Annotated in this window: 18 protein-coding genes, 1 tRNA gene, 3 rRNA genes and 1 pseudogene; 8 read left to right on the plus strand and 15 right to left on the minus strand. The window is 52.2% G+C overall.

Annotation, left to right across the window (positions count from 1 at the left end):
* Positions 1–83: 83 nt before the first annotated feature.
* A complete protein-coding gene (yihI, locus tag JZ655_RS20940; protein WP_046886174.1) occupies positions 84–602 on the minus strand; it encodes a Der GTPase-activating protein YihI in 519 nt (172 codons plus the stop codon).
* A 581-nt stretch (positions 603–1183) separates the two neighbouring features.
* Here yihI and yihA point away from each other — a divergent pair.
* Entirely contained in the window at positions 1184–1810 is a 627-nt protein-coding gene (gene yihA, locus JZ655_RS20945; protein ID WP_207292660.1) for a ribosome biogenesis GTP-binding protein YihA/YsxC, read from the plus strand.
* Positions 1811–1909: 99 nt separating this feature from the next.
* On the opposite strand, the gene spfP is transcribed toward yihA, so the two are convergent.
* Together spfP and polA are read right to left on the minus strand one after the other, a co-directional pair.
* Entirely contained in the window at positions 1910–1957 is a 48-nt protein-coding gene (gene spfP, locus JZ655_RS21715; RefSeq protein WP_071892919.1) for a small protein SpfP, read from the minus strand.
* Positions 1958–2123: 166 nt separating this feature from the next.
* Positions 2124–4916, minus strand: a complete 2793-nt coding sequence (gene polA, locus JZ655_RS20950; RefSeq protein ID WP_207292661.1) for a DNA polymerase I — start codon at positions 4914–4916, stop codon at positions 2124–2126.
* Between the two features lie 436 nt (positions 4917–5352).
* On the opposite strand from polA, the pseudogene JZ655_RS21470 reads away from it, so the two are divergent.
* From JZ655_RS21470 to JZ655_RS20965, 3 genes and pseudogenes are all read left to right on the plus strand, one after another.
* Positions 5353–5535 (plus strand): annotated as a pseudogene (locus tag JZ655_RS21470) (acyltransferase); the annotation flags it as partial.
* Between the two features lie 65 nt (positions 5536–5600).
* Positions 5601–6748, plus strand: a protein-coding gene (locus tag JZ655_RS20960) for an IS3 family transposase (protein ID WP_160435769.1) whose coding sequence is annotated in 2 segments (ribosomal slippage) — positions 5601–5838 and positions 5838–6748 — 1149 coding nt in all. Because the reading frame shifts where the segments join, the coding sequence is not laid out codon by codon here.
* On the plus strand, positions 6678–7493 hold the full coding sequence (locus tag JZ655_RS20965; protein ID WP_242637287.1) for an acyltransferase: 816 nt from the start codon (positions 6678–6680) through the stop codon (positions 7491–7493). Before JZ655_RS20960 ends, JZ655_RS20965 begins: the two co-directional genes overlap by 71 nt.
* A gap of 13 nt (positions 7494–7506) precedes the next feature.
* On the opposite strand, the gene dsbA is transcribed toward JZ655_RS20965, so the two are convergent.
* The 3 genes from dsbA to JZ655_RS20980 all read right to left on the minus strand — a co-directional run bounded on the left by dsbA (position 7507) and on the right by JZ655_RS20980 (position 9489).
* Positions 7507–8130 carry a thiol:disulfide interchange protein DsbA gene (dsbA, locus tag JZ655_RS20970; protein WP_046886170.1) on the minus strand — a complete coding sequence of 208 codons (624 nt, stop codon included), beginning with the start codon at positions 8128–8130 and terminating at the stop codon, positions 7507–7509.
* A 27-nt stretch (positions 8131–8157) separates the two neighbouring features.
* Positions 8158–9144, minus strand: coding sequence for a serine/threonine protein kinase (locus tag JZ655_RS20975; RefSeq protein ID WP_207292663.1), 987 nt, complete (start codon positions 9142–9144; stop codon positions 8158–8160).
* 75 nt (positions 9145–9219) lie between these two features.
* On the minus strand, positions 9220–9489 hold the full coding sequence (locus JZ655_RS20980; RefSeq protein WP_046886168.1) for a YihD family protein: 270 nt from the start codon (positions 9487–9489) through the stop codon (positions 9220–9222).
* A 125-nt stretch (positions 9490–9614) separates the two neighbouring features.
* Between JZ655_RS20980 and mobA the strand changes: the two genes are divergently transcribed.
* A complete protein-coding gene (gene mobA, locus JZ655_RS20985; protein WP_425352496.1) occupies positions 9615–10142 on the plus strand; it encodes a molybdenum cofactor guanylyltransferase MobA in 528 nt (175 codons plus the stop codon).
* Entirely contained in the window at positions 10139–10645 is a 507-nt protein-coding gene (mobB, locus tag JZ655_RS20990; RefSeq protein WP_207292665.1) for a molybdopterin-guanine dinucleotide biosynthesis protein MobB, read from the plus strand. The genes mobA and mobB overlap by 4 nt, the downstream gene beginning before the upstream one ends.
* A 76-nt stretch (positions 10646–10721) precedes the next feature.
* On the opposite strand, the gene rrf is transcribed toward mobB, so the two are convergent.
* From rrf to JZ655_RS21010, 4 genes are all read right to left on the minus strand, one after another.
* Positions 10722–10837, minus strand: a 5S ribosomal RNA gene (gene rrf, locus JZ655_RS20995).
* Between the two features lie 71 nt (positions 10838–10908).
* Positions 10909–13814 (minus strand): 23S ribosomal RNA (locus tag JZ655_RS21000).
* Positions 13815–13997: 183 nt separating this feature from the next.
* A tRNA-Glu gene (locus JZ655_RS21005) sits at positions 13998–14072 on the minus strand.
* A gap of 87 nt (positions 14073–14159) precedes the next feature.
* A 16S ribosomal RNA gene (locus JZ655_RS21010) occupies positions 14160–15699 on the minus strand.
* The 16S, 23S and 5S rRNA genes sit together here with 1 tRNA gene alongside, the layout of an rRNA operon.
* 478 nt (positions 15700–16177) lie before the next feature.
* Here JZ655_RS21010 and JZ655_RS21015 point away from each other — a divergent pair.
* Together JZ655_RS21015 and mdtD are read left to right on the plus strand one after the other, a co-directional pair.
* Complete coding sequence (locus JZ655_RS21015; RefSeq protein WP_040077682.1) at positions 16178–16870, plus strand: FadR/GntR family transcriptional regulator; 693 nt, start codon at positions 16178–16180, stop codon at positions 16868–16870.
* A 10-nt stretch (positions 16871–16880) separates the two neighbouring features.
* A complete protein-coding gene (gene mdtD, locus JZ655_RS21020) occupies positions 16881–18308 on the plus strand; it encodes a multidrug transporter subunit MdtD (RefSeq protein WP_046886372.1) in 1428 nt (475 codons plus the stop codon).
* Here the strand turns inward: mdtD and rbsR are convergent.
* The 5 genes from rbsR to rbsA form a co-directional block, all read right to left on the minus strand.
* Positions 18274–19266, minus strand: a complete 993-nt coding sequence (gene rbsR, locus JZ655_RS21025; protein WP_207292666.1) for a ribose operon transcriptional repressor RbsR — start codon at positions 19264–19266, stop codon at positions 18274–18276. The two genes, mdtD and rbsR, sit on opposite strands and share 35 nt — an antisense overlap.
* A 3-nt stretch (positions 19267–19269) precedes the next feature.
* Positions 19270–20199 (minus strand): ribokinase, encoded by a 930-nt coding sequence (gene rbsK, locus JZ655_RS21030; protein WP_040077686.1) that lies wholly within the window; start codon positions 20197–20199, stop codon positions 19270–19272.
* Positions 20200–20305: 106 nt separating this feature from the next.
* Entirely contained in the window at positions 20306–21196 is an 891-nt protein-coding gene (gene rbsB / locus JZ655_RS21035) for a ribose ABC transporter substrate-binding protein RbsB (RefSeq protein ID WP_040077687.1), read from the minus strand.
* A 27-nt stretch (positions 21197–21223) separates the two neighbouring features.
* A complete protein-coding gene (rbsC, locus tag JZ655_RS21040; protein ID WP_040077688.1) occupies positions 21224–22189 on the minus strand; it encodes a ribose ABC transporter permease in 966 nt (321 codons plus the stop codon).
* A 4-nt stretch (positions 22190–22193) separates the two neighbouring features.
* Entirely contained in the window at positions 22194–23699 is a 1506-nt protein-coding gene (gene rbsA / locus JZ655_RS21045) for a ribose ABC transporter ATP-binding protein RbsA (RefSeq protein WP_040077689.1), read from the minus strand.
* Between the last annotated feature and the right edge of the window lie 6 nt (positions 23700–23705).

Below are 23705 nucleotides of genomic sequence, written 5' to 3' on the forward strand. Positions count from 1 at the left end.
CGTAGTTTAACGAATAACCACACCAGATAACATACAACCGGAAGGGTTATAAGCAGGACAACTGTACCTGCCGGGTGCAAATGTTAATTTCCACCTTTCAGAAGACGCATCATATCTTCTTTCTTTTCTTCTTCTTCGTCTTCTTCTTCTTCGTCGTCGTAAGACAGACCAAGCTTCTGCATCAGTTCGTCGATGCGGTCCAGTTTAGCATCTACCCAGGACTGCTCTTCGGCGGTCAGGGCTTCACCCTCTTCAAGACGTTCCAGCAGCGCGTCCAGGCGCTCATCGTTCTCCAGCATATCCAGCTCAGCCTGCGGTGAAAGCATAGGTTTCTCGCTCTTTGGTTTGTGCTGCTTAGTGACTGGGGTGTCGGTCACGCCCAGTGGAATGGGAGTTTTACTGCCAATACGTGGATCTTTCTGCTGTTTGTTCTTCGCAGAAGAACCGGATGCACCGCTTCCGCTGGCACGACTGCCCGCAGCATGACCACGATGCTTTTTATCGCGCTTACGATCGCGTGCTTCCTGATTCAGTTCTTCACGCGTTTTGCGTCGGGCTTTTGCGGGGCGCTTAGCACCTGCTGCAGAGGTCGGTTTTTTCATGGTGTTTTGTCTTTTACGTCGTTTTCTTCAGTATAGAATTGCGGCGAAATCTAGCAGAAAGCAAGCAAAGAAAAAAGGCGACAGAGCAATCTGTCGCCTTTTTTCCTGACTCTTACCCTTATCGGGTCTCACGTTCCGTGTATGCCTTCAACAAACCCTGTTTTTCCGTTAGCAGATACCGTCCGTGATATGTTCCCTTTCCTTTTAAACGCCTCCAGGCGTTCGTCATCCTGACTATCCTGAGTCTTCGCCTCCTGGCGCTCCTGACCCTTATCCTTAAGTCCGTATCCTGTTGGCATCCTCGCCGTTGAAAGATACTTTACCGTCCTGAAGTAAACTAACAAGCCACTCGCGTTATTTAACGCTTAATTTCAGAATTGGCTGAATACCTAATCACCTGATTTTAATCATTTTGATTTTCATATGCCCTACGATTTCTCTGAAATCTCCCATAGGCTGAATGGCATATCTCTTACAAAGTTTATGGTTTTTACTTACAGAGCCAGTGCCAATGGGAAAAGCCTTTTTGTTCTGTTCAGGTATAATCCCCCTCAACGTTACGAATTTCTGGAGACAACCACGTGACCAAGCTGAATTATCACCAGACGCATTTTGTTCTGAGTGCGCCTGATATCCGTCATTTGCCTGCTGATACTGGTCTTGAAGTGGCATTTGCCGGCCGGTCAAACGCGGGGAAATCCAGCGCCCTGAACACGCTGGCCAATCAAAAAAGCCTTGCCCGTACTTCTAAAACGCCGGGGCGTACGCAACTTATTAACCTGTTCGAAGTGGCGCCAGGTAAACGCCTGGTCGACTTGCCTGGCTACGGCTATGCAGAAGTTCCGGAAGAGATGAAGCTGAAATGGCAGCGCGCGCTCGGTGAGTATCTGGAAAAACGTCTGTGCCTGAAAGGGTTAGTGGTACTGATGGATATCCGTCATCCGCTTAAAGATCTCGATCAGCAGATGATCAACTGGGCCGTCGAGAGCGATATCCAGGTGCTAGTTTTGTTAACCAAAGCTGACAAGCTGGCCAGCGGAGCACGTAAGGCGCAGCTGAATATGGTGCGCGAGGCAGTACTGGCCTTTAACGGCGATGTTCAGGTTGAAGCGTTTTCTTCTCTGAAGAAGCAAGGCGTGGATAAGCTGCGTGAGAAGTTAGATAGCTGGTATAACGAGCTGGAACCCGCGACAGAAGCGGAAGAGTGATAATCAGCGCGGCGATGTCCGCGCTTTTTTTGGCTCAAATATTTTCTTTGCCCCAATAAAAAACGCCCCAGTCATTACTGACTGGGGCGGCTAAAATATTCAGCCAAATCCGATTACGTGAAGTAAAAGGTCTGAAAGATAGAACATCTTACCTCTGTACCCTACGTCGTTAACTCTACTCTTTTTTGGGTTATAGACAAAGCACTTTTTGTAGTTTTTTTTCATTCTTTACATAGGTAAATCGAATGATCGTCACAAAAAGTGCTTAGTTATGTTGCTTACTTACAGGAAATTCCCTTTTCCCCCAGTATGTTTAGTGAGCTTGATCCCAGTTTTCGCCACTTCCTACTTCCACCAGCAGCGGAACATCCAGTTTCATGCTGTTTTCCATCAATTCATGGATCTTATGCGTTGCCGCCTCGAGATCGTCTTTGTGTACCTCAAAGACCAGTTCATCGTGTACCTGCATGATCATATGCACCCGCGGCTTTTCCTTTTCCAGCCACGCATCGACGGCGATCATCGCGCGCTTAATAATATCCGCTGCGGTGCCCTGCATCGGGGCGTTAATCGCCGCACGCTCTGCGCCGGCACGACGCGCCGCATTGCTGGATTTGATATCCGGCAGGTACAGGCGTCGGCCATCGAGCGTTTCGACATAGCCTTGCTCTTTCGCCTGGGCGCGGGTGCGTTCCATGTACTGCAGCACACCAGGATAACGTTCAAAGTACAGATCCATATACCGCTGGGACTCTTTACGCGGAATGTTCAGCTGACGCGACAGGCCGAAAGCGCTCATACCATAGATCAGACCGAAGTTGATCGCTTTAGCGCTGCGACGCTGTTCGTTCGTCACGCTCTCCAGCGGCAGACCAAAGACTTCGGCGGCCGTTGCGCGGTGAATGTCCTGGCCTTCAGCAAACGCCGTCATCAAGCCTTTATCACGCGACAGATGCGCCATAATGCGCAGCTCAATTTGCGAGTAGTCCGCTGAGACGATCACGTAATCTTCCGGAGCAATAAATGCCTGGCGAATACGTCGCCCCTCTTCGTTACGTACCGGGATATTTTGCAGGTTAGGATCGGTGGAGGATAAACGACCTGTCGCCGCCACCGCCTGGTGGTACGAGGTATGCACTCGTCCGGTTTTGGGATTGATCATCAACGGCAGCTTGTCGGTATAGGTCGACTTCAGCTTCGCCAGCCCGCGATATTGCAGAATCACTTTCGGCAGCGGGTAGTCCAGCGCCAGCTCCTCAAGCACCTCTTCTGACGTCGATGGTGCGCCGCCCGGCGTTTTCTTCAGCGGTTTAATTCCCTGCTTCTCAAACAGGATAGTCTGCAACTGTTTAGGCGAAGAGAGATTAAACGGCTCGCCGGCGAGCTCATGGGCTTTTTGCTCGAGCTCCGTCAAGCGCTGCGCCAGCTCGCCAGAATGGTTATGCAGTACCGTTGGGTCAATTTTAACGCCGTTGCGTTCAATACGGGAAAGCACCGGCACCAGCGGCATCTCTACATGCTGGAATACGTTCATTGGGCCTGCCTGCTTTTGCAGTTTTGGCCACATTTTCAGATGCAGCTGCAGGGTAACATCCGCATCTTCTGCGGCATAACGGCCCGCTTCTTCAAGCGCAATCTGGTTAAAGGTAAGCTGATTCTTACCCTTACCGGCGATCGCTTCGAAGGTGATGGTTTGATGCTTCAGCCAGCGGTCAGATAGCGAATCCATATCATGACGGCCCGCCACACTATCCAGAATGTAGGATTCCAGCATGGTATCGAAGGCGATACCGCGAAGCTCAATACCGTAATTTTGCAGTATGCCACGGTCATACTTCAGGTTTTGTCCGACCTTCAGCGCTTTGTCATCTTCCAGAATAGGTTTCAGCAGCTCAAGCACTCGTTCGCGAGAGATCTGATCCGGGGCATCCAGGTAGTCATGTGCCACAGGAACATAGGCCGCAATGCCCGGCTCCGTCGCAAACGACAGGCCTACCATATTGGCTGAAATGTTATCGAGACTATCGGTTTCGGTATCAAATGCGAAAACCGGCGCATTTTTTAATTTCTCGATCCAGGCGACCAATCGTGACTCTTCGAGAACCGTTTCGTAGTGTTCAAACGAGAGCGTCACGGCTTCTTCTTCTGCCTGCTCTTCAGCATCTACCGCAATTGTCTCTTTCGGCTTCGCCGCGGGTTTTGCCCCTTTCGCCTGCAGCCATTTACCCGCTTCTACGTCTGCGCTCCAGCGTTTGAATTCATACTGTTTAAACAGACTCAGCAGTTCATCTGCTGCAGGCTGTTGTACTTCAAGCTGTTCGCAGCCCAGCTCTAGTTCTACGTCGGTTTTAATGGTAGCCAGCTTATAAGAGAGATAGGCCACCTCTTTGTTATCGGCAAGCTTACCCGCCATGGTCTTCGCACCACGGAAGGTGAGACCGGCAATTTTGTCCGATTCTGCGTAGAGCGTATCCAGCCCGCCTAACCCCTGCAGCAATGCCTGGGCGGTTTTCTCACCCACACCCGGTACGCCGGGAATATTATCCGAGGAGTCGCCCATCAGAGCGAGGAAATCGATAATCAACTCTGGCGGTACACCATATTTTGCGACCACCTCTTCTGGCCCCAGAATCGTGTTGGTCATGGTATTGATGAGGGTGATCCCTGGCGTAACCAGCTGCGCCATATCTTTATCACCCGTACTAATCAGAACCGGACGACCCATTTTTTCGGCTTCACGCGCCAGGGTACCAATCACGTCGTCTGCTTCAACACCCGATACCGCCATTAAAGGCAGACCCATCGCTTTAACCATCTTGTGCAGCGGTTCAATTTGCGCGCGCAGATCGTCTGGCATTGGCGGACGGTGAGATTTGTAGTGCTCAAACAGCTCATCACGGAAGGTTTTACCCTTGGCATCAAAGACCACAGCCGCGTGGCTGGGTTGATACTGCATGATTAAACTGCGCAGCATGTTCAGCACGCCGTACATTGCGCCGGTAGGCTCTCCGGCGCTGTTGGTCAGAGGAGGAAACGCATGATACGCCCGATACAGGTATGAAGAGCCGTCGACGAGAATAAGAGGGTTTTCTGGGATCTGAACCATAGTGTCCGTGCCTTTGAGTAATTTATGGATAAAGGATGCCACATCAGGATGAAAACATCAGTTTTTCAGGCCTAATACAGACAAAGATTTTGCGATCGTCGGGATCGTTCGCAAATCTTGCCTGTGGATAAGTTTGTGTGTAGTTTCTGGCAGCCTGGATAACTCTCCGTATCCGCGATCCTTATAAATATATTAATCATTATTTATCAGTTGCTTATATTTCGATCCCGGACAGATTAACGGACCTGGCGACTATTTACTCCATGTGGATATTAACTACGCCAGCCTAAATAAACAGAATAAACCTCCGCTACAACAGCGTTTTCCTCACTGCCCCACGTTAAACCACCGTTCTTTTGCCTGATTTCTGGTAAAATCAGCGCCCTGCGCCTGCACCAGAGGGCGACACTCACGTAACTCTTTGAAAATACTAATCATGTCGAGACTGCTCGCTGCGATAATACTGTTGATCAGTGTCGCATTAACTATTCTGCTCACCATCGCCTGTTCTGTGCCGATCATCATTGCCGGCGTCATTAAATTGCTAATGCCGTTACCGGGCGTATGGCGCGCAGTCTCTACTTTTTGCAATTTCATGATGTATTGCTGGTGCGAAGGATTTGAATCGCCACGGGTTTAACAGACACCTCAGAGTCATTTAAGATGACTTAAAGAGAGGTGCCCATGAGCGGTAAGCGTTATCCCGAAGAGTTTAAAATTGAAGCGGTAAAACAGGTTGTTGATCGCGGCCATTCTGTTTCCAGCGTGGCAACACGTCTCGGTATCACCACCCACAGTCTTTATGCCTGGATAAAGGCATATGGCCCGGATTCCTCAACCAATAAAGTCCAGTCAGACGCTCAGGCTGAGATCCGACGCCTCCAGAAAGAGCTGAAGCGGGTTACCGACGAACGGGACATATTAAAAAAAGCCGCGGCGTACTTCGCAAAGCTGTCCGACTGAGGTACGCCTTTATCCGTGACAACACCTATTGCTGGCCTGTCCGACTGCTTTGTCGGGTGCTGGATGTGCATCCGAGTGGTTTTTACGCCTGGCTTCAGCAGCCGGATTCACGGCGGCATCATGCTGACCTGAGGCTGACGGGGCTGATAAAGCAGTTCTGGCTGGAGTCGGGTTGCGTTTATGGTTATCGCAAGATCCACCTCGACCTGCGGGATACCGGACAACAGTGCGGAGTTAACCGTGTCTGGCGACTGATGAAGCGTGCCGGGATAAGGGCTCAGGTCGGGTACCGTAGCCCACGGGCACGTAAGGGTGAAACCAGCATCGTGACGCCCAACAGGCTCCAGCGGCAGTTCAACCCGGAAGCACCGGATGAGCGTTGGGTAACGGACATCACCTACATCCGGACTCACGAAGGCTGGCTGTATCTGGCTGTGGTTGTTGACCTGTTCTCGCGCAAAGTTATTGGCTGGTCAATGCAGCCCCGGATGACAAAGGATATTGTCCTGAATGCACTTCTGATGGCCGTGTGGCGACGTAATCCTCAAAAGCAGGTGCTGGTTCATTCTGATCAAGGCAGTCAGTACACAAGCTATGAGTGGCAGTCGTTCCTGAAATCACACGGGCTGGAGGGCAGTATGAGCCGTCGCGGTAACTGTCATGACAACGCAGTCGCAGAAAGTTTTTTCCAGCTACTGAAACGTGAACGGATAAAGAAAAAGATCTACGGAACGCGAGAAGAAGCTCGCGGTGATATTTTTGATTACATCGAAATGTTTTATAACAGTAAGCGTCGGCATGGTTCGAGTGATCATATGCCACCAACTGAATACGAAAAACAATATTATCAGCGGCTCGGAAGTGTCTAGATTATCTGTGGCGATTCAATTAGCTGTTCTGCTCAAACTCAACCCCCATTTAAAATGGGATGTTCAGGGCCTTGAGAGGTTAAACAAGAAAAACTGGTATTTGCTCATCTGCAACCATCATAGCTGGGCAGACATCGTAGTGTTGTGTGTGCTCTTCCGCTCGCATATTCCCATGAACAAGTATTTTCTTAAGCAGCAGTTGGCCTGGGTTCCTTTTCTGGGCCTGGCATGCTGGGCGCTCGATATGCCTTTTATGAAGCGCTATTCGCGCAGTTATCTTATTCGCCATCCTGAACGGCGTGGACAGGATGTCGACACTACCCGGCGTTCTTGCGAAAAATTTCGTGTTCATCCCACAACTATCGTGAATTTTGTGGAGGGATCGCGCTTCACAGAAGAGAAGCAGCAGCAAACGCACTCTCCTTATCGCCACCTACTGGCGCCCAAGGCAGCAGGCATCGCTATGGCTGTCCATGTCCTGGGCCAGCAGTTCGATAAGTTGCTTAACGTTACGCTCTGTTATCCTGAGAATGATAAGACGCCTTTCTTTGACATGCTAAGCGGTAAGCTGACACGCATTGTAGTACGTGTGAATCTGATGCCTTTGGCGGAGGAACTGCACGGGGATTATGTTAACGACAAGAATTTTAAACGCCGTTTCCAGCTCTGGCTGAACACGTTATGGAGCGAGAAAGACGCGCTTATAGAGAACCTCAAAGCAGAATATAAAAAAGCCGGTCATTGACCGGCTGTTTTTTTTACTTTTTCTCTACCAGGTATTTCACCGTATCAGCATATTGCTGTACGAAAATATCCATGCTGCTGGTGTCCATGCCCTGCATGTTCAGCTGATATTTACCGTTAACATACATTGCCGGAACGCCGCGCAATTGCATGTCGGCAGCAGCCTTTTCCTGCTGAGCTACAAGGGATTTCACCACGAAGCTATTCCAGGCAGCATCGTACTCTTCGCCCTTCACGCCCGCGTCTACAAAGACTTTACGGATATCGGCAGTTGTCTGCACGGTCTGCGTTTTCTGCACCGCTTCGAACATTGGCGCAGTGATTTTATCTTCCACGCCCAGCGCCATCGCTACGGCCCATGCCTGCGTCAAATCTTTACCCAACGGGCCAAGAAACTCGACATGGTATTTGGTCATTTTGGTGCCTTCTGGCAGTTTTTTCTTCACGTTATCGGAAACGTGGAGAACCTGCTCGAACTCATAGCAGTGCGGGCAGTAGAAGGAGAAGAACTCAAGCACCTGAGGTTCTCCGGCGACAGGCTTTTCAAGGGTGATGTACTGTTTGCCATCGGTGAACTGCGCTGCCGATGCGCTAAATGCCAGAATCATACCTGCCAGCGCCAGCCATATTTTTTTCATGATCACTTATCTCCTGGATGTGTCGGATTAATACATGGGCGTTAATTGTAAAGGGGGTTCCTGAAGAACCTTCACTTGTTCAACAAAGGTGGAAATCTGATTACGCCAGTAATCTTCGCCGGTAAGCCACGGGAAGTTTCTGGGGAACGCGGGATCGTCCCAACGCCTGATTAACCATGCGAGATAATATACAAAACGCATGGCGCGTAAAGGCTCAATCAGGGCAATTTCATCTGAATCGAACGGCGTAAATTCTTCATATGCTTCGATAATAGTTTCAAGCTGCATACGCTGCTCGGCTTTATCGCCGTTCAATAACATCCAGAGATCCTGAATGGCCGGGCCCATACGGGCGTCATCAAGATCGACAAACAACGGGCCATCTCGCCAGAGAATATTCCCGGCATGACAGTCCCCATGCAGTCGCAGCGTATTGACGTTGTCGTCCCAGCGCGCAGAGACAGCAGCGATAAGTTTATCCGTCGCGCTAAGGAAAGATACTTTCAGGGCGGAGGGGATCAGCGAGGAGGTCTCGAAGACCTGCCGCGGTTCGTGCAGATATTCCTGCGTACCGATAGTCGGACGAACGTTAAACGCTTTTTTCTGCCCCGTCTGATGGATTCGGCCGAGATAGCGCGCCACCCACTCCATCTGATCGATGTTATCGGCTTCAAATTGTCTGCCACCAAGACTGGGGAAGACGGCAAAAGAGAAGCCCTGATGCGTTAATAGCGTTTGGTTAGCGAAGGCAAGGGGGGCGGCGACCGGTACCTCATCAGCCAGCAGATCGAGCGCAAACTGATGTTCTTCCTGGATTTGCTCAGCAGTCCAGCGCTGTGGGCGGTAAAACTTCACCACGAAGCGCTGGCGATCCTCGTCCTGAAACTGGTAGACGCGATTTTCGTAGCTGTTTAAGGGAGTAAGTCCGGAGTCCACACGAATGCCCTGTTCAAACAGTGCATCCATAATGGTATCCGGATGTAAGGTCTGGAAATTGAAAGCCTGGTCGTTCATCCGATCATCCGGAAATTATACGAATGATTCAGGATATCATTTAACGACGCAAACGGTGGTGCCTCTTACAAGCTTTTACTCTTTAATTATGCCGCGCGCACGCAACAAAGCGGTTTTGAAATCCTCTTCATAATCTTTCTTAATCCCCGGAATTGCCGCGTCTTTTTCGCTATCACGCATTTTTAAGTGATAGATCAGAATGTCGTCAGAAAGGTCGGTCAGCTCGCCCTCAAAACCTGACTCCTGAGCCAGTTTCTGTAAAAATTGCATCAGGTTCAGCTCTGGCTCTTTTTGCCAGGCTGGCTGGAGAAGTTCAATGACTTCGTTGAGACGTTTACATTTCATGGTGATGCTCCTTTCGTTTAGAGTGACACGTTAGCAGGGTCAATCCCACAATAAAAGAGGCGATATTAGTGAGCCAGGCGAGTAATATCTGCGGCGTGATCCTTGCGGGGGGCAAAGCTTCTCGCATGGGCGGGATCGATAAAGGTCTACAATGTCTAAACGGCAAACCGCTATGGCAGCATGTCGCGGACGCATTGCGTTACCAGGTCGCGACGCTGGCGATCAGTGCCAACAGGAATCTCGACATTTATCAATCCAGTGGATATCCGGTTTATCAGGATCGGTTGCCTGGTTTTCCGGGTCCACTTGCCGGCATGTTATCGGTGATGCAGCAGTCACAGGCGGAGTGGTTTCTGTTCTGCCCCTGCGATACCCCCTTCATTCCTGCCAGTCTGGTGGAGCGCTTTCTATCTGCAGCAGCAGACGCGCCGGTTGTCTGGGCGCATGACGGTGAGCGTGACCATCCCGCCGTGGCATTGTTACACCGCAGATTAATAGCACCACTAGAGGATTACCTGGCGGCTGGAGAGCGGCGTGTCATGGTTTTCCTGCGTCAATCCGGGGGGCACGCAGTGGATTTCAGCGATCTGAAATCGTCATTTATCAACATCAATACCATTGAAGAGATCATTAAGCATCAGGGGACGATATGACACCGATTCTGGCCATCGCAGCCTGGAGCGGCACAGGTAAAACGACACTGTTAAAAGCACTGATCCCGGCGCTATGTGCCAGAGGGATCCGGCCAGGTCTGATTAAACACACGCATCATAATATGGATGTAGATATACCGGGTAAAGATAGCTATGAGCTACGCAAAGCCGGGGCATCGCAAACGCTGGTCGCCAGTAACAACCGTTGGGCGTTGATGACCGAGACGCCGAGCGCTGAGCCACTGGACTTGCATTACCTGGTGAGCAGAATGGATCATTCTATATTGGATCTGGTGCTGGTCGAGGGGTTTAAACATGAAGCCGTACCGAAGATTATTCTTTTCAGAAGTAATGCCGGGCACAGTCTTAGCGAGCTGACGCTGGATAATCATGTTATCGCTGTAGCCAGCGATATTCAGCTGGATCTGAAGGTTCCATTGGTGAATTTGAATGACACAGACAGTCTGGTGTCGTTTATTGAGACGTGGTTAGCAGCGCAATAATCCGCATTTTGCGAATTATGACGTTATAAGAACGCAAAAAGCCCATCCTTCCGGATGGGCTCTTCACTTATTTGATGCCTGGCAGTTCCCTACTCTCGCATGGGGAGACCCCACACTACCATCGGCGCTACGGCGTTTCACTTCTGAGTTCGGCATGGGGTCAGGTGGGACCACCGCGCTAAAGCCGCCAGGCAAATTCTGTTAAATCTGTATCACAGCTGAAAATTGTCTCTGTCTCTTCGCCGAAACAGCTTCGGCGTTGTAAGGTTAAGCCTCACGGTTCATTAGTATCGGTTAGCTCAACGTATCGCTACGCTTACACACCCGACCTATCAACGTCGTAGTCTTCAACGTTCCTTCAGGACTCTCAGGGAGTCAGGGAGAACTCATCTCGGGGCAAGTTTCGTGCTTAGATGCTTTCAGCACTTATCTCTTCCGCATTTAGCTACCGGGCAGTGCCATTGGCATGACAACCCGAACACCAGTGATGCGTCCACTCCGGTCCTCTCGTACTAGGAGCAGCCCCCCTCAATTCTCCAGCGCCCACGGCAGATAGGGACCGAACTGTCTCACGACGTTCTAAACCCAGCTCGCGTACCACTTTAAATGGCGAACAGCCATACCCTTGGGACCTACTTCAGCCCCAGGATGTGATGAGCCGACATCGAGGTGCCAAACACCGCCGTCGATATGAACTCTTGGGCGGTATCAGCCTGTTATCCCCGGAGTACCTTTTATCCGTTGAGCGATGGCCCTTCCATTCAGAACCACCGGATCACTATGACCTGCTTTCGCACCTGCTCGAGCCGTCACTCTCGCAGTCAAGCTAGCTTATGCCATTGCACTAACCTCCTGATGTCCGACCAGGATTAGCTAACCTTCGTGCTCCTCCGTTACTCTTTAGGAGGAGACCGCCCCAGTCAAACTACCCACCAGACACTGTCCGCAACCCGGATTACGGGTCTACGTTAGAACACCAGCCATTAAAGGGTGGTATTTCAAGGATGGCTCCACGCAGACTGGCGTCCACGCTTCAAAGCCTCCCACCTATCCTACACATCAAGGACCAGTGTTCAGTGTCAAGCTATAGTAAAGGTTCACGGGGTCTTTCCGTCTTGCCGCGGGTACACTGCATCTTCACAGCGAGTTCAATTTCACTGAGTCTCGGGTGGAGACAGCCTGGCCATCATTACGCCATTCGTGCAGGTCGGAACTTACCCGACAAGGAATTTCGCTACCTTAGGACCGTTATAGTTACGGCCGCCGTTTACCGGGGCTTCGATCAAGAGCTTCGCGTTGCCGCTAACCCCATCAATTAACCTTCCGGCACCGGGCAGGCGTCACACCGTATACGTCCACTTTCGTGTTTGCACAGTGCTGTGTTTTTAATAAACAGTTGCAGCCAGCTGGTATCTTCGACTGATTTCAGCTCCACCCGCAGGGGCTTCACCTACACATCAGCGTGCCTTCTCCCGAAGTTACGGCACCATTTTGCCTAGTTCCTTCACCCGAGTTCTCTCAAGCGCCTTGGTATTCTCTACCTGACCACCTGTGTCGGTTTGGGGTACGATTTCGTGTTACCTGATGCTTAGAGGCTTTTCCTGGAAGCAGGGCATTTGTTACTTCAGCACCGTAGTGCCTCGTCATCACACCTCAGCGTTAAAAAGGAACCGGATTTACCTGGAACCTCCGCCTACATGCTTAAACCGGGACAACCGTCGCCCGGCTAACATAGCCTTCTCCGTCCCCCCTTCGCAGTAACACCAAGTACAGGAATATTAACCTGTTTCCCATCGACTACGCCTTTCGGCCTCGCCTTAGGGGTCGACTCACCCTGCCCCGATTAACGTTGGACAGGAACCCTTGGTCTTCCGGCGAGCGGGCTTTTCACCCGCTTTATCGTTACTTATGTCAGCATTCGCACTTCTGATACCTCCAGCATGCCTCACAGCACACCTTCAACGGCTTACAGAACGCTCCCCTACCCAACAACACCTAAGTGTCGCTGCCGCAGCTTCGGTGCATGGTTTAGCCCCGTTACATCTTCCGCGCAGGCCGACTCGACCAGTGAGCTATTACGCTTTCTTTAAATGATGGCTGCTTCTAAGCCAACATCCTGGCTGTCTGTGCCTTCCCACATCGTTTCCCACTTAACCATGACTTTGGGACCTTAGCTGGCGGTCTGGGTTGTTTCCCTCTTCACGACGGACGTTAGCACCCGCCGTGTGTCTCCCGTGATAACATTCTTCGGTATTCGTAGTTTGCATCGGGTTGGTAAGCCGGGATGGCCCCCTAGCCGAAACAGTGCTCTACCCCCGAAGATGAGTTCACGAGGCGCTACCTAAATAGCTTTCGGGGAGAACCAGCTATCTCCCGGTTTGATTGGCCTTTCACCCCCAGCCACAGGTCATCCGCTAATTTTTCAACATTAGTCGGTTCGGTCCTCCAGTTAGTGTTACCCAACCTTCAACCTGCCCATGGCTAGATCACCGGGTTTCGGGTCTATACCCTGCAACTTAACGCCCAGTTAAGACTCGGTTTCCCTTCGGCTCCCCTATACGGTTAACCTTGCTACAGAATATAAGTCGCTGACCCATTATACAAAAGGTACGCAGTCACACCACTAGGGTGCTCCCACTGCTTGTACGTACACGGTTTCAGGTTCTTTTTCACTCCCCTCGCCGGGGTTCTTTTCGCCTTTCCCTCACGGTACTGGTTCACTATCGGTCAGTCAGGAGTATTTAGCCTTGGAGGATGGTCCCCCCATATTCAGACAGGATACCACGTGTCCCGCCCTACTCTTCGAGTTCACAGCAAGTGTGTTTTCGTGTACGGGACTTTCACCCTGTACCGTGCGACTTTCCAGACGCTTCCACTAACACACAAGCTGATTCAGACTCTGGGCTGCTCCCCGTTCGCTCGCCGCTACTGGGGGAATCTCGGTTGATTTCTTTTCCTCGGGGTACTTAGATGTTTCAGTTCCCCCGGTTCGCCTCGTTAACCTATGTATTCAGTTAACGATAGTGCAACGAGTTGCACTGGGTTTCCCCATTCGGACATCGCCGGGTCAAAGGTTCATATCACCTCGCCGGCGCTTTTCGCAGATTAGCACGTCCTTCATCGCCTCTGACTGCCAGGGCATCCACCGTGTACGCTTAGTCGCTTAACCTCACAACCCGAAGATGTTTCACTTCTGATTGCGAAAATTTGAGAGACTCGAACACACATAACATGTGTGTCGTTTCAATTTTCAGCTTGATCCAGATTTTTAAAGAGCAAATATCTCAAACATAACTCACTGAGTTAGTTTTGAGATACTGATTGGTTGTGCCTTTCACTCACACCCAGCAAGTGGCGTCCCCTAGGGGATTCGAACCCCTGTTGCCGCCGTGAAAGGGCGGAGTCCTAACCGCTAGACGAAGGGGACACGGAGTGTCGCGACTTCGCAGCCGTCTTGCTCGTTACTTTTCATCAGACAATCTGTGTGGACACTACAAAGGCAGGTTCTTTAAGGTAAGGAGGTGATCCAACCGCAGGTTCCCCTACGGTTACCTTGTTACGACTTCACCCCAGTCATGAATCACAAAGTGGTAAGCGCCCTCCCGAAGGTTAAGCTACCTACTTCTTTTGCAACCCACTCCCATGGTGTGACGGGCGGTGTGTACAAGGCCCGGGAACGTATTCACCGTAGCATTCTGATCTACGATTACTAGCGATTCCGACTTCATGGAGTCGAGTTGCAGACTCCAATCCGGACTACGACGCACTTTATGAGGTCCGCTTGCTCTCGCGAGGTCGCTTCTCTTTGTATGCGCCATTGTAGCACGTGTGTAGCCCTACTCGTAAGGGCCATGATGACTTGACGTCATCCCCACCTTCCTCCAGTTTATCACTGGCAGTCTCCTTTGAGTTCCCGGCCGGACCGCTGGCAACAAAGGATAAGGGTTGCGCTCGTTGCGGGACTTAACCCAACATTTCACAACACGAGCTGACGACAGCCATGCAGCACCTGTCTCACGGTTCCCGAAGGCACCAAAGCATCTCTGCTAAGTTCCGTGGATGTCAAGAGTAGGTAAGGTTCTTCGCGTTGCATCGAATTAAACCACATGCTCCACCGCTTGTGCGGGCCCCCGTCAATTCATTTGAGTTTTAACCTTGCGGCCGTACTCCCCAGGCGGTCGACTTAACGCGTTAGCTCCGGAAGCCACTCCTCAAGGGAACAGCCTCCAAGTCGACATCGTTTACGGCGTGGACTACCAGGGTATCTAATCCTGTTTGCTCCCCACGCTTTCGCACCTGAGCGTCAGTCTTTGTCCAGGGGGCCGCCTTCGCCACCGGTATTCCTCCAGATCTCTACGCATTTCACCGCTACACCTGGAATTCTACCCCCCTCTACAAGACTCTAGCCTGCCAGTTTCGAATGCAGTTCCCAGGTTGAGCCCGGGGATTTCACATCCGACTTGACAGACCGCCTGCGTGCGCTTTACGCCCAGTAATTCCGATTAACGCTTGCACCCTCCGTATTACCGCGGCTGCTGGCACGGAGTTAGCCGGTGCTTCTTCTGCGAGTAACGTCAATCACCAAGGTTATTAACCTTAATGCCTTCCTCCTCGCTGAAAGTACTTTACAACCCGAAGGCCTTCTTCATACACGCGGCATGGCTGCATCAGGCTTGCGCCCATTGTGCAATATTCCCCACTGCTGCCTCCCGTAGGAGTCTGGACCGTGTCTCAGTTCCAGTGTGGCTGGTCATCCTCTCAGACCAGCTAGGGATCGTCGCCTAGGTGAGCCATTACCCCACCTACTAGCTAATCCCATCTGGGCACATCTGATGGCAAGAGGCCCGAAGGTCCCCCTCTTTGGTCTTGCGACGTTATGCGGTATTAGCTACCGTTTCCAGTAGTTATCCCCCTCCATCAGGCAGTTTCCCAGACATTACTCACCCGTCCGCCGCTCGTCACCCAGGAGCAAGCTCCCTGTGTTACCGCCCGACTTGCATGTGTTAGGCCTGCCGCCAGCGTTCAATCTGAGCCATGATCAAACTCTTCAATTTAAGTTTGATGCTCGTGAATTAAACTTCGTAATGAATTACGTGTTCACTCAGAGACTTGGTATTCATTTATTGTCCGAAGACATTAAGAATCCATGTCACTTTGAGTGCCCACACAGATTGTCTGATAAATTGTTAAAGAGCAGTGCAACGCGGCTTTCAGCTCACCGTTGCGAGGTGGCGTATATTACGCTTTCCTCTTTCAGAGTCAAGCGTTTATTTTCGCTTTTCTCTGCTGGCGTTCATCTCTGAACCCCGCTAACCCGGCGGCCTGTAAGCCGTTGTTCCGTGTCAGTGGAGGCGCATTATAGGGAGTTCTTCGGCGGTGACAAGAGTAAATTTGAAAAAAGTTTCTGACCGTGTTTTTTTTCACCAGATTGACCATTCCAGCGCCAGTAATTGCGCTATTTGCTGTTTTTGCCACCATAATCACACTGCTGATGGCATACTCAATAGCATGAGAAATTAAGGAATATGCGTTATGCCATTAAGCGCGCAGCAGCTGGCGGCCCAAAAAAACCTCTCTTATATGCTGGCAGAGAAGCTAGCCCAGCGAATTTTGACGGGTGTCTATGCGCCAGGAACAATTCTCCCGGGTGAACTGGAGCTCGGTGAACAGTTTGGCGTTAGTCGTACCGCCGTTCGGGAAGCCGTAAAGACATTAACCGCAAAGGGCATGGTATTACCTCGCCCGCGTATCGGTACGCGCGTATTGCCGCAAAGTAACTGGAACTTCCTCGATCAGGAATTGCTCTCCTGGTGGATGACCGAACAAAACTTTAATCAGGTTATTGAGTACTTCCTTGTTATGCGCAGCAGCCTGGAGCCTCAGGCTTGCTTGCTGGCCGCAACGCAGGGAACGGCAGAGCAGAAAGCACGTCTGAATACATTGATGGCAGAGATGGTGGAACTGAAGAGGAAGTTTAATCGTGAACGCTGGATTGAAGTGGATATGGCCTGGCATGAACATGTCTACGAGATGAGCGGCAACCCCTTCCTGACCTCGTTCGCTTCGCTGTTCCACTCGATCTATCACACCTATTTCACTTCTATAACCCAGGACGAAGTGGTGAAGCTGGATTTACATCAGGCCATTGTCGACGCCATTCTCGAGAGCGATGGGCCGCGTGCCCTGAGCGCCAGTCAGGCATTACTTGCCGCACCAGCCAGGTAGAGGACAATGAATGACCATTAAAAAAGCGCGCAGTATGGCCGGCCTGCCGTGGATAGCGGCGATGGCCTTCTTTATGCAGGCGCTCGATGCCACCATCCTTAACACCGCGCTTCCCGCCATTGCCGAAAGTCTGAATCGCTCTCCACTGGCGATGCAGTCAGCCATTATCAGTTATACCCTGACGGTCGCGATGTTAATCCCGGTTAGCGGCTGGCTAGCCGACCGTTTCGGTACGCAGCGTGTCTTTATGGTGGCGGTATCGCTGTTCACACTGGGATCGCTGGCCTGCGCGCTCTCAGGATCGTTAACTGAACTGGTTATCTTCCGTGTGCTTCAGGGCGTTGGCGGGGCGATGATGATGCCTGTCGCGCGTCTGGCACTCTTACGGGCCTATCCACGCAGTGAATTGTTGCCGGTACTGAATTTCGTGACGATGCCAGGGCTGGTTGGGCCGATACTGGGCCCGGTGCTGGGCGGCGTGTTTGTGACCTGGGCGAGCTGGCACTGGATATTCTTGATTAACATTCCTATCGGAATTGCCGGGCTCCTTTACGCCCGTAAGTGCATGCCCAACTTCACCACGCCGCGGCGGAAGTTTGATATGCGCGGTTTCTTCCTGTTTGGCCTGAGCCTTGTGCTCTTCTCGAGCGGAATGGAGCTTTTTGGCGAAAAGATTGTCGCCAGCGGGTTAGCGCTGTCGGTCATCTTCAGTGGGGTTGTGCTTTTTCTTCTTTATATACGTCACGCGCGTCGTCATCCCACACCGCTCATATCACTCTCTCTGTTCAACACCCGTACCTTTTCAGTCGGCATTGCCGGCAATATCGCTTCACGTCTCGGTACCGGTTGTGTGCCGTTTCTGATGCCGTTGATGCTGCAGGTAGGTTTTGGATACCCGGCGCTTATCGCGGGCTGCATGATGGCCCCTACGGCAGTGGGATCGATTCTGGCTAAGTCAGGTGTGACGCAAGTACTGCGCCGGTTGGGTTACCGTAAAACCCTGGTGGGCGTCACCATCTTCATTGGCGTGATGATTGCGCAATTTTCACTGCAGTCTGCGGCGCTGCCAGTGTGGATGCTGATCTTGCCATTGTTTGTATTGGGGATGGCGATGTCGACGCAGTTTACCTCGATGAATACTATCACCCTCGCGGACCTCACCGATGAAAACGCCAGCAGCGGTAACAGCGTGCTGGCCGTGGCGCAGCAACTCTCAATCAGTCTGGGCGTTGCGGTTAGTGCGGCGGTTCTGCGGTTCTATGAAGGTTTCGACGGTTCTAATACCGTCGAGCAATTCCACTATACCTTTTTAACGATGGGAGCATTAACGGTGGTCTCGGCGCTGGTCTTTATGTTGTTGAAGCCGAAAGATGGCAGCAACATGATTAAAGAGCGTCACAAACCTAAACCGACCCCCGTTCCATCAGAACAGGAGTAAGCTGCAGCCGCTGTTGCTGCAGCGCGGGTTGCGCCATTCGATGGATCAGCACGTCAATGGCCAGCTCTCCCAGTTCATCTTTAGGTTGATGAATGGTAGTGAGCGGCGGTGTCATATAGCGCGCCAGTTCGATGTCGTCGTAACCCACAATGGCGATGTCGTCCGGCACGCGAAGTCCCGCCTGATATAACGCCTGATAAGCCCCAACCGCCATAGCATCGTTGCCAATAAATACTGCCTGCGGCCGCTCTGCTTTTTGCAGCAGCGTCTGCATCGCCTCGTAACCCCCGCTGAACTCAAAATCGCCGGTAATTTGATAGCCATCCGGGACGGGTAAACCTGCACGCGCCATGGCGACCAGAAAACCCTCCAGGCGCAGGCGTGCCGGCGTTTTATCCAGCGGCCCGGTAATGCAGGCGATGCGGGTATGGCCTTTATCGATAAGATGCTGGGTCGCCATATCGCCCCCCAGCAGGGAGTTATCCTGAATCAGATCGCTGGTGCCGTCGAACGGCGCCCAGTCCATCATTACCGTCGGAACGGAAGGGTAGCGTTGGATAATCTCCTTCGACGGCTGATGCGTTTCGGTGCATAGCAACAGTAACCCATCGACGCGTTTCTGCATCAGCGTTTCCAGATTACTGTTCATACGTTGCTCGTCACCTTCGGTATTACACAGCACGAGGCTATAGCCCCGTTCAAAGCAGCTGCGCTCTACGCCGCGAACAAGTTCCGAATAAAAGGGGTTGGTACTGGCGGTAATAAGCATACCGATGGTGCGCGTCTGGTTGAGCTTAAGACTGCGCGCCAGCGCCGAAGGCGCATAGTTGAGTTCTTTGACTGCAGCTTCAACTTTCTCCCTGATCGCCTCACTGACGAAACGATCCTTATTGACAACGTGGGAGACAGTGGAAGTAGAAACGCCCGCCATGCGGGCGACATCTTTCATTGTAGCCAAGCATTACCCCTGTTGACTTAAGAAGTCATCAATCTCGTTACGCCACGGAACGGAAGGCTGAGCACCTTTACGGGTTACCGCAATTGCGGCAGCGGCATGTGCAAAGCGGATGGCATCGTCCAGAGATGAGCCTTCCAGCAGCGCGGTCACCAGCGCGCCGTTAAAGGTATCGCCCGCGGCAATGGTATCGATCGCTTTCACGCGGAATCCAGCCACGCGACGACCTTCCCCCTTGACGCTGGCCCACACGCCGCGACTGCCAAGCGTGATGATAACGGTTTCGATGCCTTTATCATGTAACGCCTTTGCCGCACGCGCCGCGTCGTCGTCGTTTTCAACGCGAATGCCCGTCAGCTTTTCCGCTTCGGTTTCGTTAGGAGTGATGATATCCACCAGCGCCAGTAGCTCGTCTGATAATACACGGGCCGGCGCAGGATTAAGTACGACAGTGGTATGATTTTCATGCGCAATTTTCGCGGCTGCCAGTACGCTTTCAACCGGCGACTCCAGCTGCATAAGCAGAGCCTGAGCGCCTGCAATAATGTCACGCTGCGCCTCCACCCTTTCGGTGGTCAGTTGGGCGTTTGCGCCCGCATGAATACCGATAACATTCTCACCTTCGCCGTTGACGAAAATTAACGCCACCCCGGTAGACTCGCCTTTGACCACGCTGATTGGCGTAATATCGATATTGTCGCGTTGCAGCTGCTGACAAACGCGCTCGCCAGTATCGTCATCGCCCGTACAGGCAATAAACGCAATGCTGGCACCGCTGCGCCCGGCGGCAACGGCCTGATTGGCACCTTTACCACCAAATGCAACCTGATACTGGTTACCGGTTACGGTTTCGCCTGGGGAGGGGAATGAATCAAGGTTAAGAATGTGATCGGCATTAATACTGCCAAGGACGACGAGCTTACCTGCGGTTTTCATAATTGAGTGTCCATCTGAGAGCGCCACCGGGGTGACCCGGTGGCGTATGCCACACTTTTCTTTATATGTTGTCCTTCAGGCAGCCTGTTACTGCCTGAGCTGCATATTACTGCTTGATGACCAGTTTCAGGTCAACGGGATATTTGGCCTGAACTTTTTCGCCCTTCAGCACTTTGTCAGCAGTCTGCACGCCAGTAACGCCGATCTGCTCAGGCAGCTGAGCAATGGTCGCAGCCAGTTTGCCATCATTTACCGCTTTTTCACCATCAGGCGTGCCGTCAAATCCAACCACCATCACATCTGATTTACCTGCGGTCTGCAATGCACGCAGCGCGCCCAGTGCCATTTCATCGTTCTGAGCAAATACCGCTTTAACATCCGGATGCGCGGTCAGCAGGTTCTGCATGACGTTCAGACCCTTAGTGCGGTCGAAGTCAGCGGGCTGGCTCGCCAGGACGTTAAATTTGTGGGCAGCAACGGCCTGCTGGAAGCCTTCACCACGCTCACGGGCAGCAGAGGTACCGGCGATACCCTGCAGTTCGATCACTTTCGCGCCTTCACCCGCTTTCTTCGCGATGTAGTCACCGGCAATCTTGCCACCCAGCACGTTGTCAGAGGCGATATGGCTTACCACTTCACCTTTGCTTGCCTGACGGTCAAGGGTAATGACCGGGATGTTAGCCTGGTTAGCCATCTTCACGGCGTTACCTACCGCGTCGGAATCGGTTGGGTTGATCAGCAGAATTTTAGTACCGCGAACGGTCAAGTCCTGAACGTTAGCCAGCTCTTTCGCCGGGTTATTCTGGGAGTCCAGAACCACCAGGTTATAGCCCAGTTTGTCTGCTTCTTTCTGTGCGCCATCCTTCAGGGAGACGAAGAACGGGTTATTCAGCGTAGAGATGACCAGCGCGATGGTGTCTTTCGCCATTGCGTTCGCACTCACGGTTGCGCTCAGTGCTACAGCAGAAACCAGGGTAGCCAGTTTTTTCATGTTCATATCAGAGATGTCCTGTAGTGTCGTCAGTTACTGTTTTTTGTTGTCTACCAGTACCGCCAGCAAAATCACCACTGCTTTAACGATCATCTGGTAATAGGAGGAAACACCTAGCAAATTCAAACCATTATTCAGGAAACCGAGGATCAATGCGCCGATCAGGGTCCCAACAATACGACCTTTACCACCCGCGAGGCTGGTACCGCCCAGCACGACTGCCGCAATGGCATCCAGCTCATAGCCCGTACCCGCCGTCGGCTGTGCCGAGGAGAGACGCGCCACTTCGATAATGCCTGCCAGTGACGCCAGCAGGCCGGACAGAGAGTAAACGATAATTTTGACTTTATTAACGCTGATACCGGACAGGCGCGTTGCCGCTTCGTTACCCCCCAGGGCATAGATATAACGGCCCAGGCGGGTATGGTGCAGCATGTACCACGCCGCCAGGAAGACAAACCCCATGATCCAGACCGGGGTAGGAATGCCCAGCGGACGGCCAATACCAAACCAGCCAAACAGATCGGCGTTGTCGGTAAAACCGGTATTTACCGGACTACCATTGGTATAAACCATGGTGACACCACGCAGCAGCAGCATCATAACCAGCGTGGCGATAAACGCCTGGACGCGGCCTTTGGCCACAATCACACCGGTTACCGCACCAATTGCCGCACCGGCAGCCAGTGCAGCGGCCACGGCCACCAGCGCGTTAACTTCAACGCCAACAATCGACGCAGCGATGGCGCCGGTTAACGCCAGCAGAGAACCGACGGACAGGTCGATCCCCGATGTTAAGATCACCAGCGTCATCCCGACCGCCATAATGGCGTTCACAGATGTCTGCTGAAGGATATTGAACAGGTTATTAACGGTAAAAAAGTTCGGGCTCATGGTAGAGACAATCGCGATCAGCACCAGCAGGGCAATCAGCGATTTTTGTTCCATCAACCATGCCTTAGTGAAATAACGGCGACCAGAAACAGCCTGGGTAGTCATCTTCTTACTCCTGATTCACGCGATTAAGCTTGCCCACAGCGGCAGCCATCAGAACTTCCTGGGTGGCCTGCTCGCGAGTGAATTCACCGCCGAGATGCCCTTCGTGCATAACAATAATGCGATCGCTCATGCCTAATACTTCTGGCATCTCGGAAGAGACCAGAATGATGCTCAGGCCATCGGCCTTGAACTGGTTAATGAGCTGATAGATCTCTTTTTTCGCCCCAACGTCTACGCCACGGGTTGGCTCATCGAGAATGAGAACCTTCGGGCGCGTCATCAGGCCGCGGGCAATGGCTACTTTCTGCTGGTTACCACCAGATAACAGGCCAATCGCCTGATCCATCGACGGCGTTTTCACATTAAAGAGGCGCATAAAATCGCTGACCGCCTGCTGCTCGTCTTTATGTTTCACGCTACCGCCGCCACGGCTGAAGTAACGTAGCGCGGTTAAAGACATGTTCTCTTTAACCGACATACCGAGCACCAGTCCGTCACGTTTACGATCTTCAGAAATGTAGACGATGCCGTTTGCCAGCCCATCCTGCGGTGAACGTGTGACCACTTCATGACCATCAAGCGTCACATAACCGCTGGTACGGGGCAGCGCTCCGTAGAGGACTTTCATGAGTTCGGTACGCCCGGCACCCATTAGCCCTGCCACGCCGAGAATTTCCCCCTGACGCAGCGTAAAGCTCACATCGCTCACTCCAGGGCCGCAGAGATTATCCACCTTCAGACGCAGCGCACCCGGTGCTTTATCGAGACGGGGATATTGATCTTCCAGCTTACGTCCCACCATCATTTCAATCAGCGTATCTTCGTTGAGCGTCGCCACTTCACGTTCGGCAATAAACTGCCCGTCACGGAAGACAGTCACGTCATCGCAAATCTCGAAGATCTCTTTCATGCGGTGTGAGATATAGACCACGCCACGCCCCTGCGCTTTTAGCTCGCGGATAACGCGGAACAGGGATTCGGTTTCGGTATCGGTGAGTGCATCGGTCGGTTCATCCATAACGATAACCTTCGACTCGAAGCTCAACACCTTGGCGATTTCTACCATCTGTTGATCGCCAATAGAGAGGTCGCCTACCAGCCGATCGCTCTTAAAGCGCAGGTTGAGCTTCGCCAGCAGCTTATCGGCTTCGGCATACATGGTTTTCCAGTCAATTTTGCCAAAGCGATTAACAAATTCGCGGCCCAGGAAGATGTTCTCCGCAATGGTGAGTTGCGGGATCAAGTTCAGCTCCTGGTGGATAATGCCGATACCGGCTTCCTGCGAGGATTTGGGACCCGTAAAGGTCGTCTCCTGGCCCAGCCACAGCAGCGAACCGGCATCGCGTTGATAGATACCGGTAAGCACTTTCATCATGGTGGATTTGCCGGCGCCGTTTTCACCCACCAGCGCCATCACGCGTCCGGCGTAAACATTTAGCGCCGCGCCGGAGAGGGCTTTTACGCCCGGGAACGACTTATCGATCCCTTTGAGTTGCAATAATGCGTCCATGATGGC

Origin of the sequence: Leclercia pneumoniae, from assembly GCF_017348915.1 — a bacterium.
Lineage (GTDB): Bacteria > Pseudomonadota > Gammaproteobacteria > Enterobacterales > Enterobacteriaceae > Enterobacter > Enterobacter pneumoniae.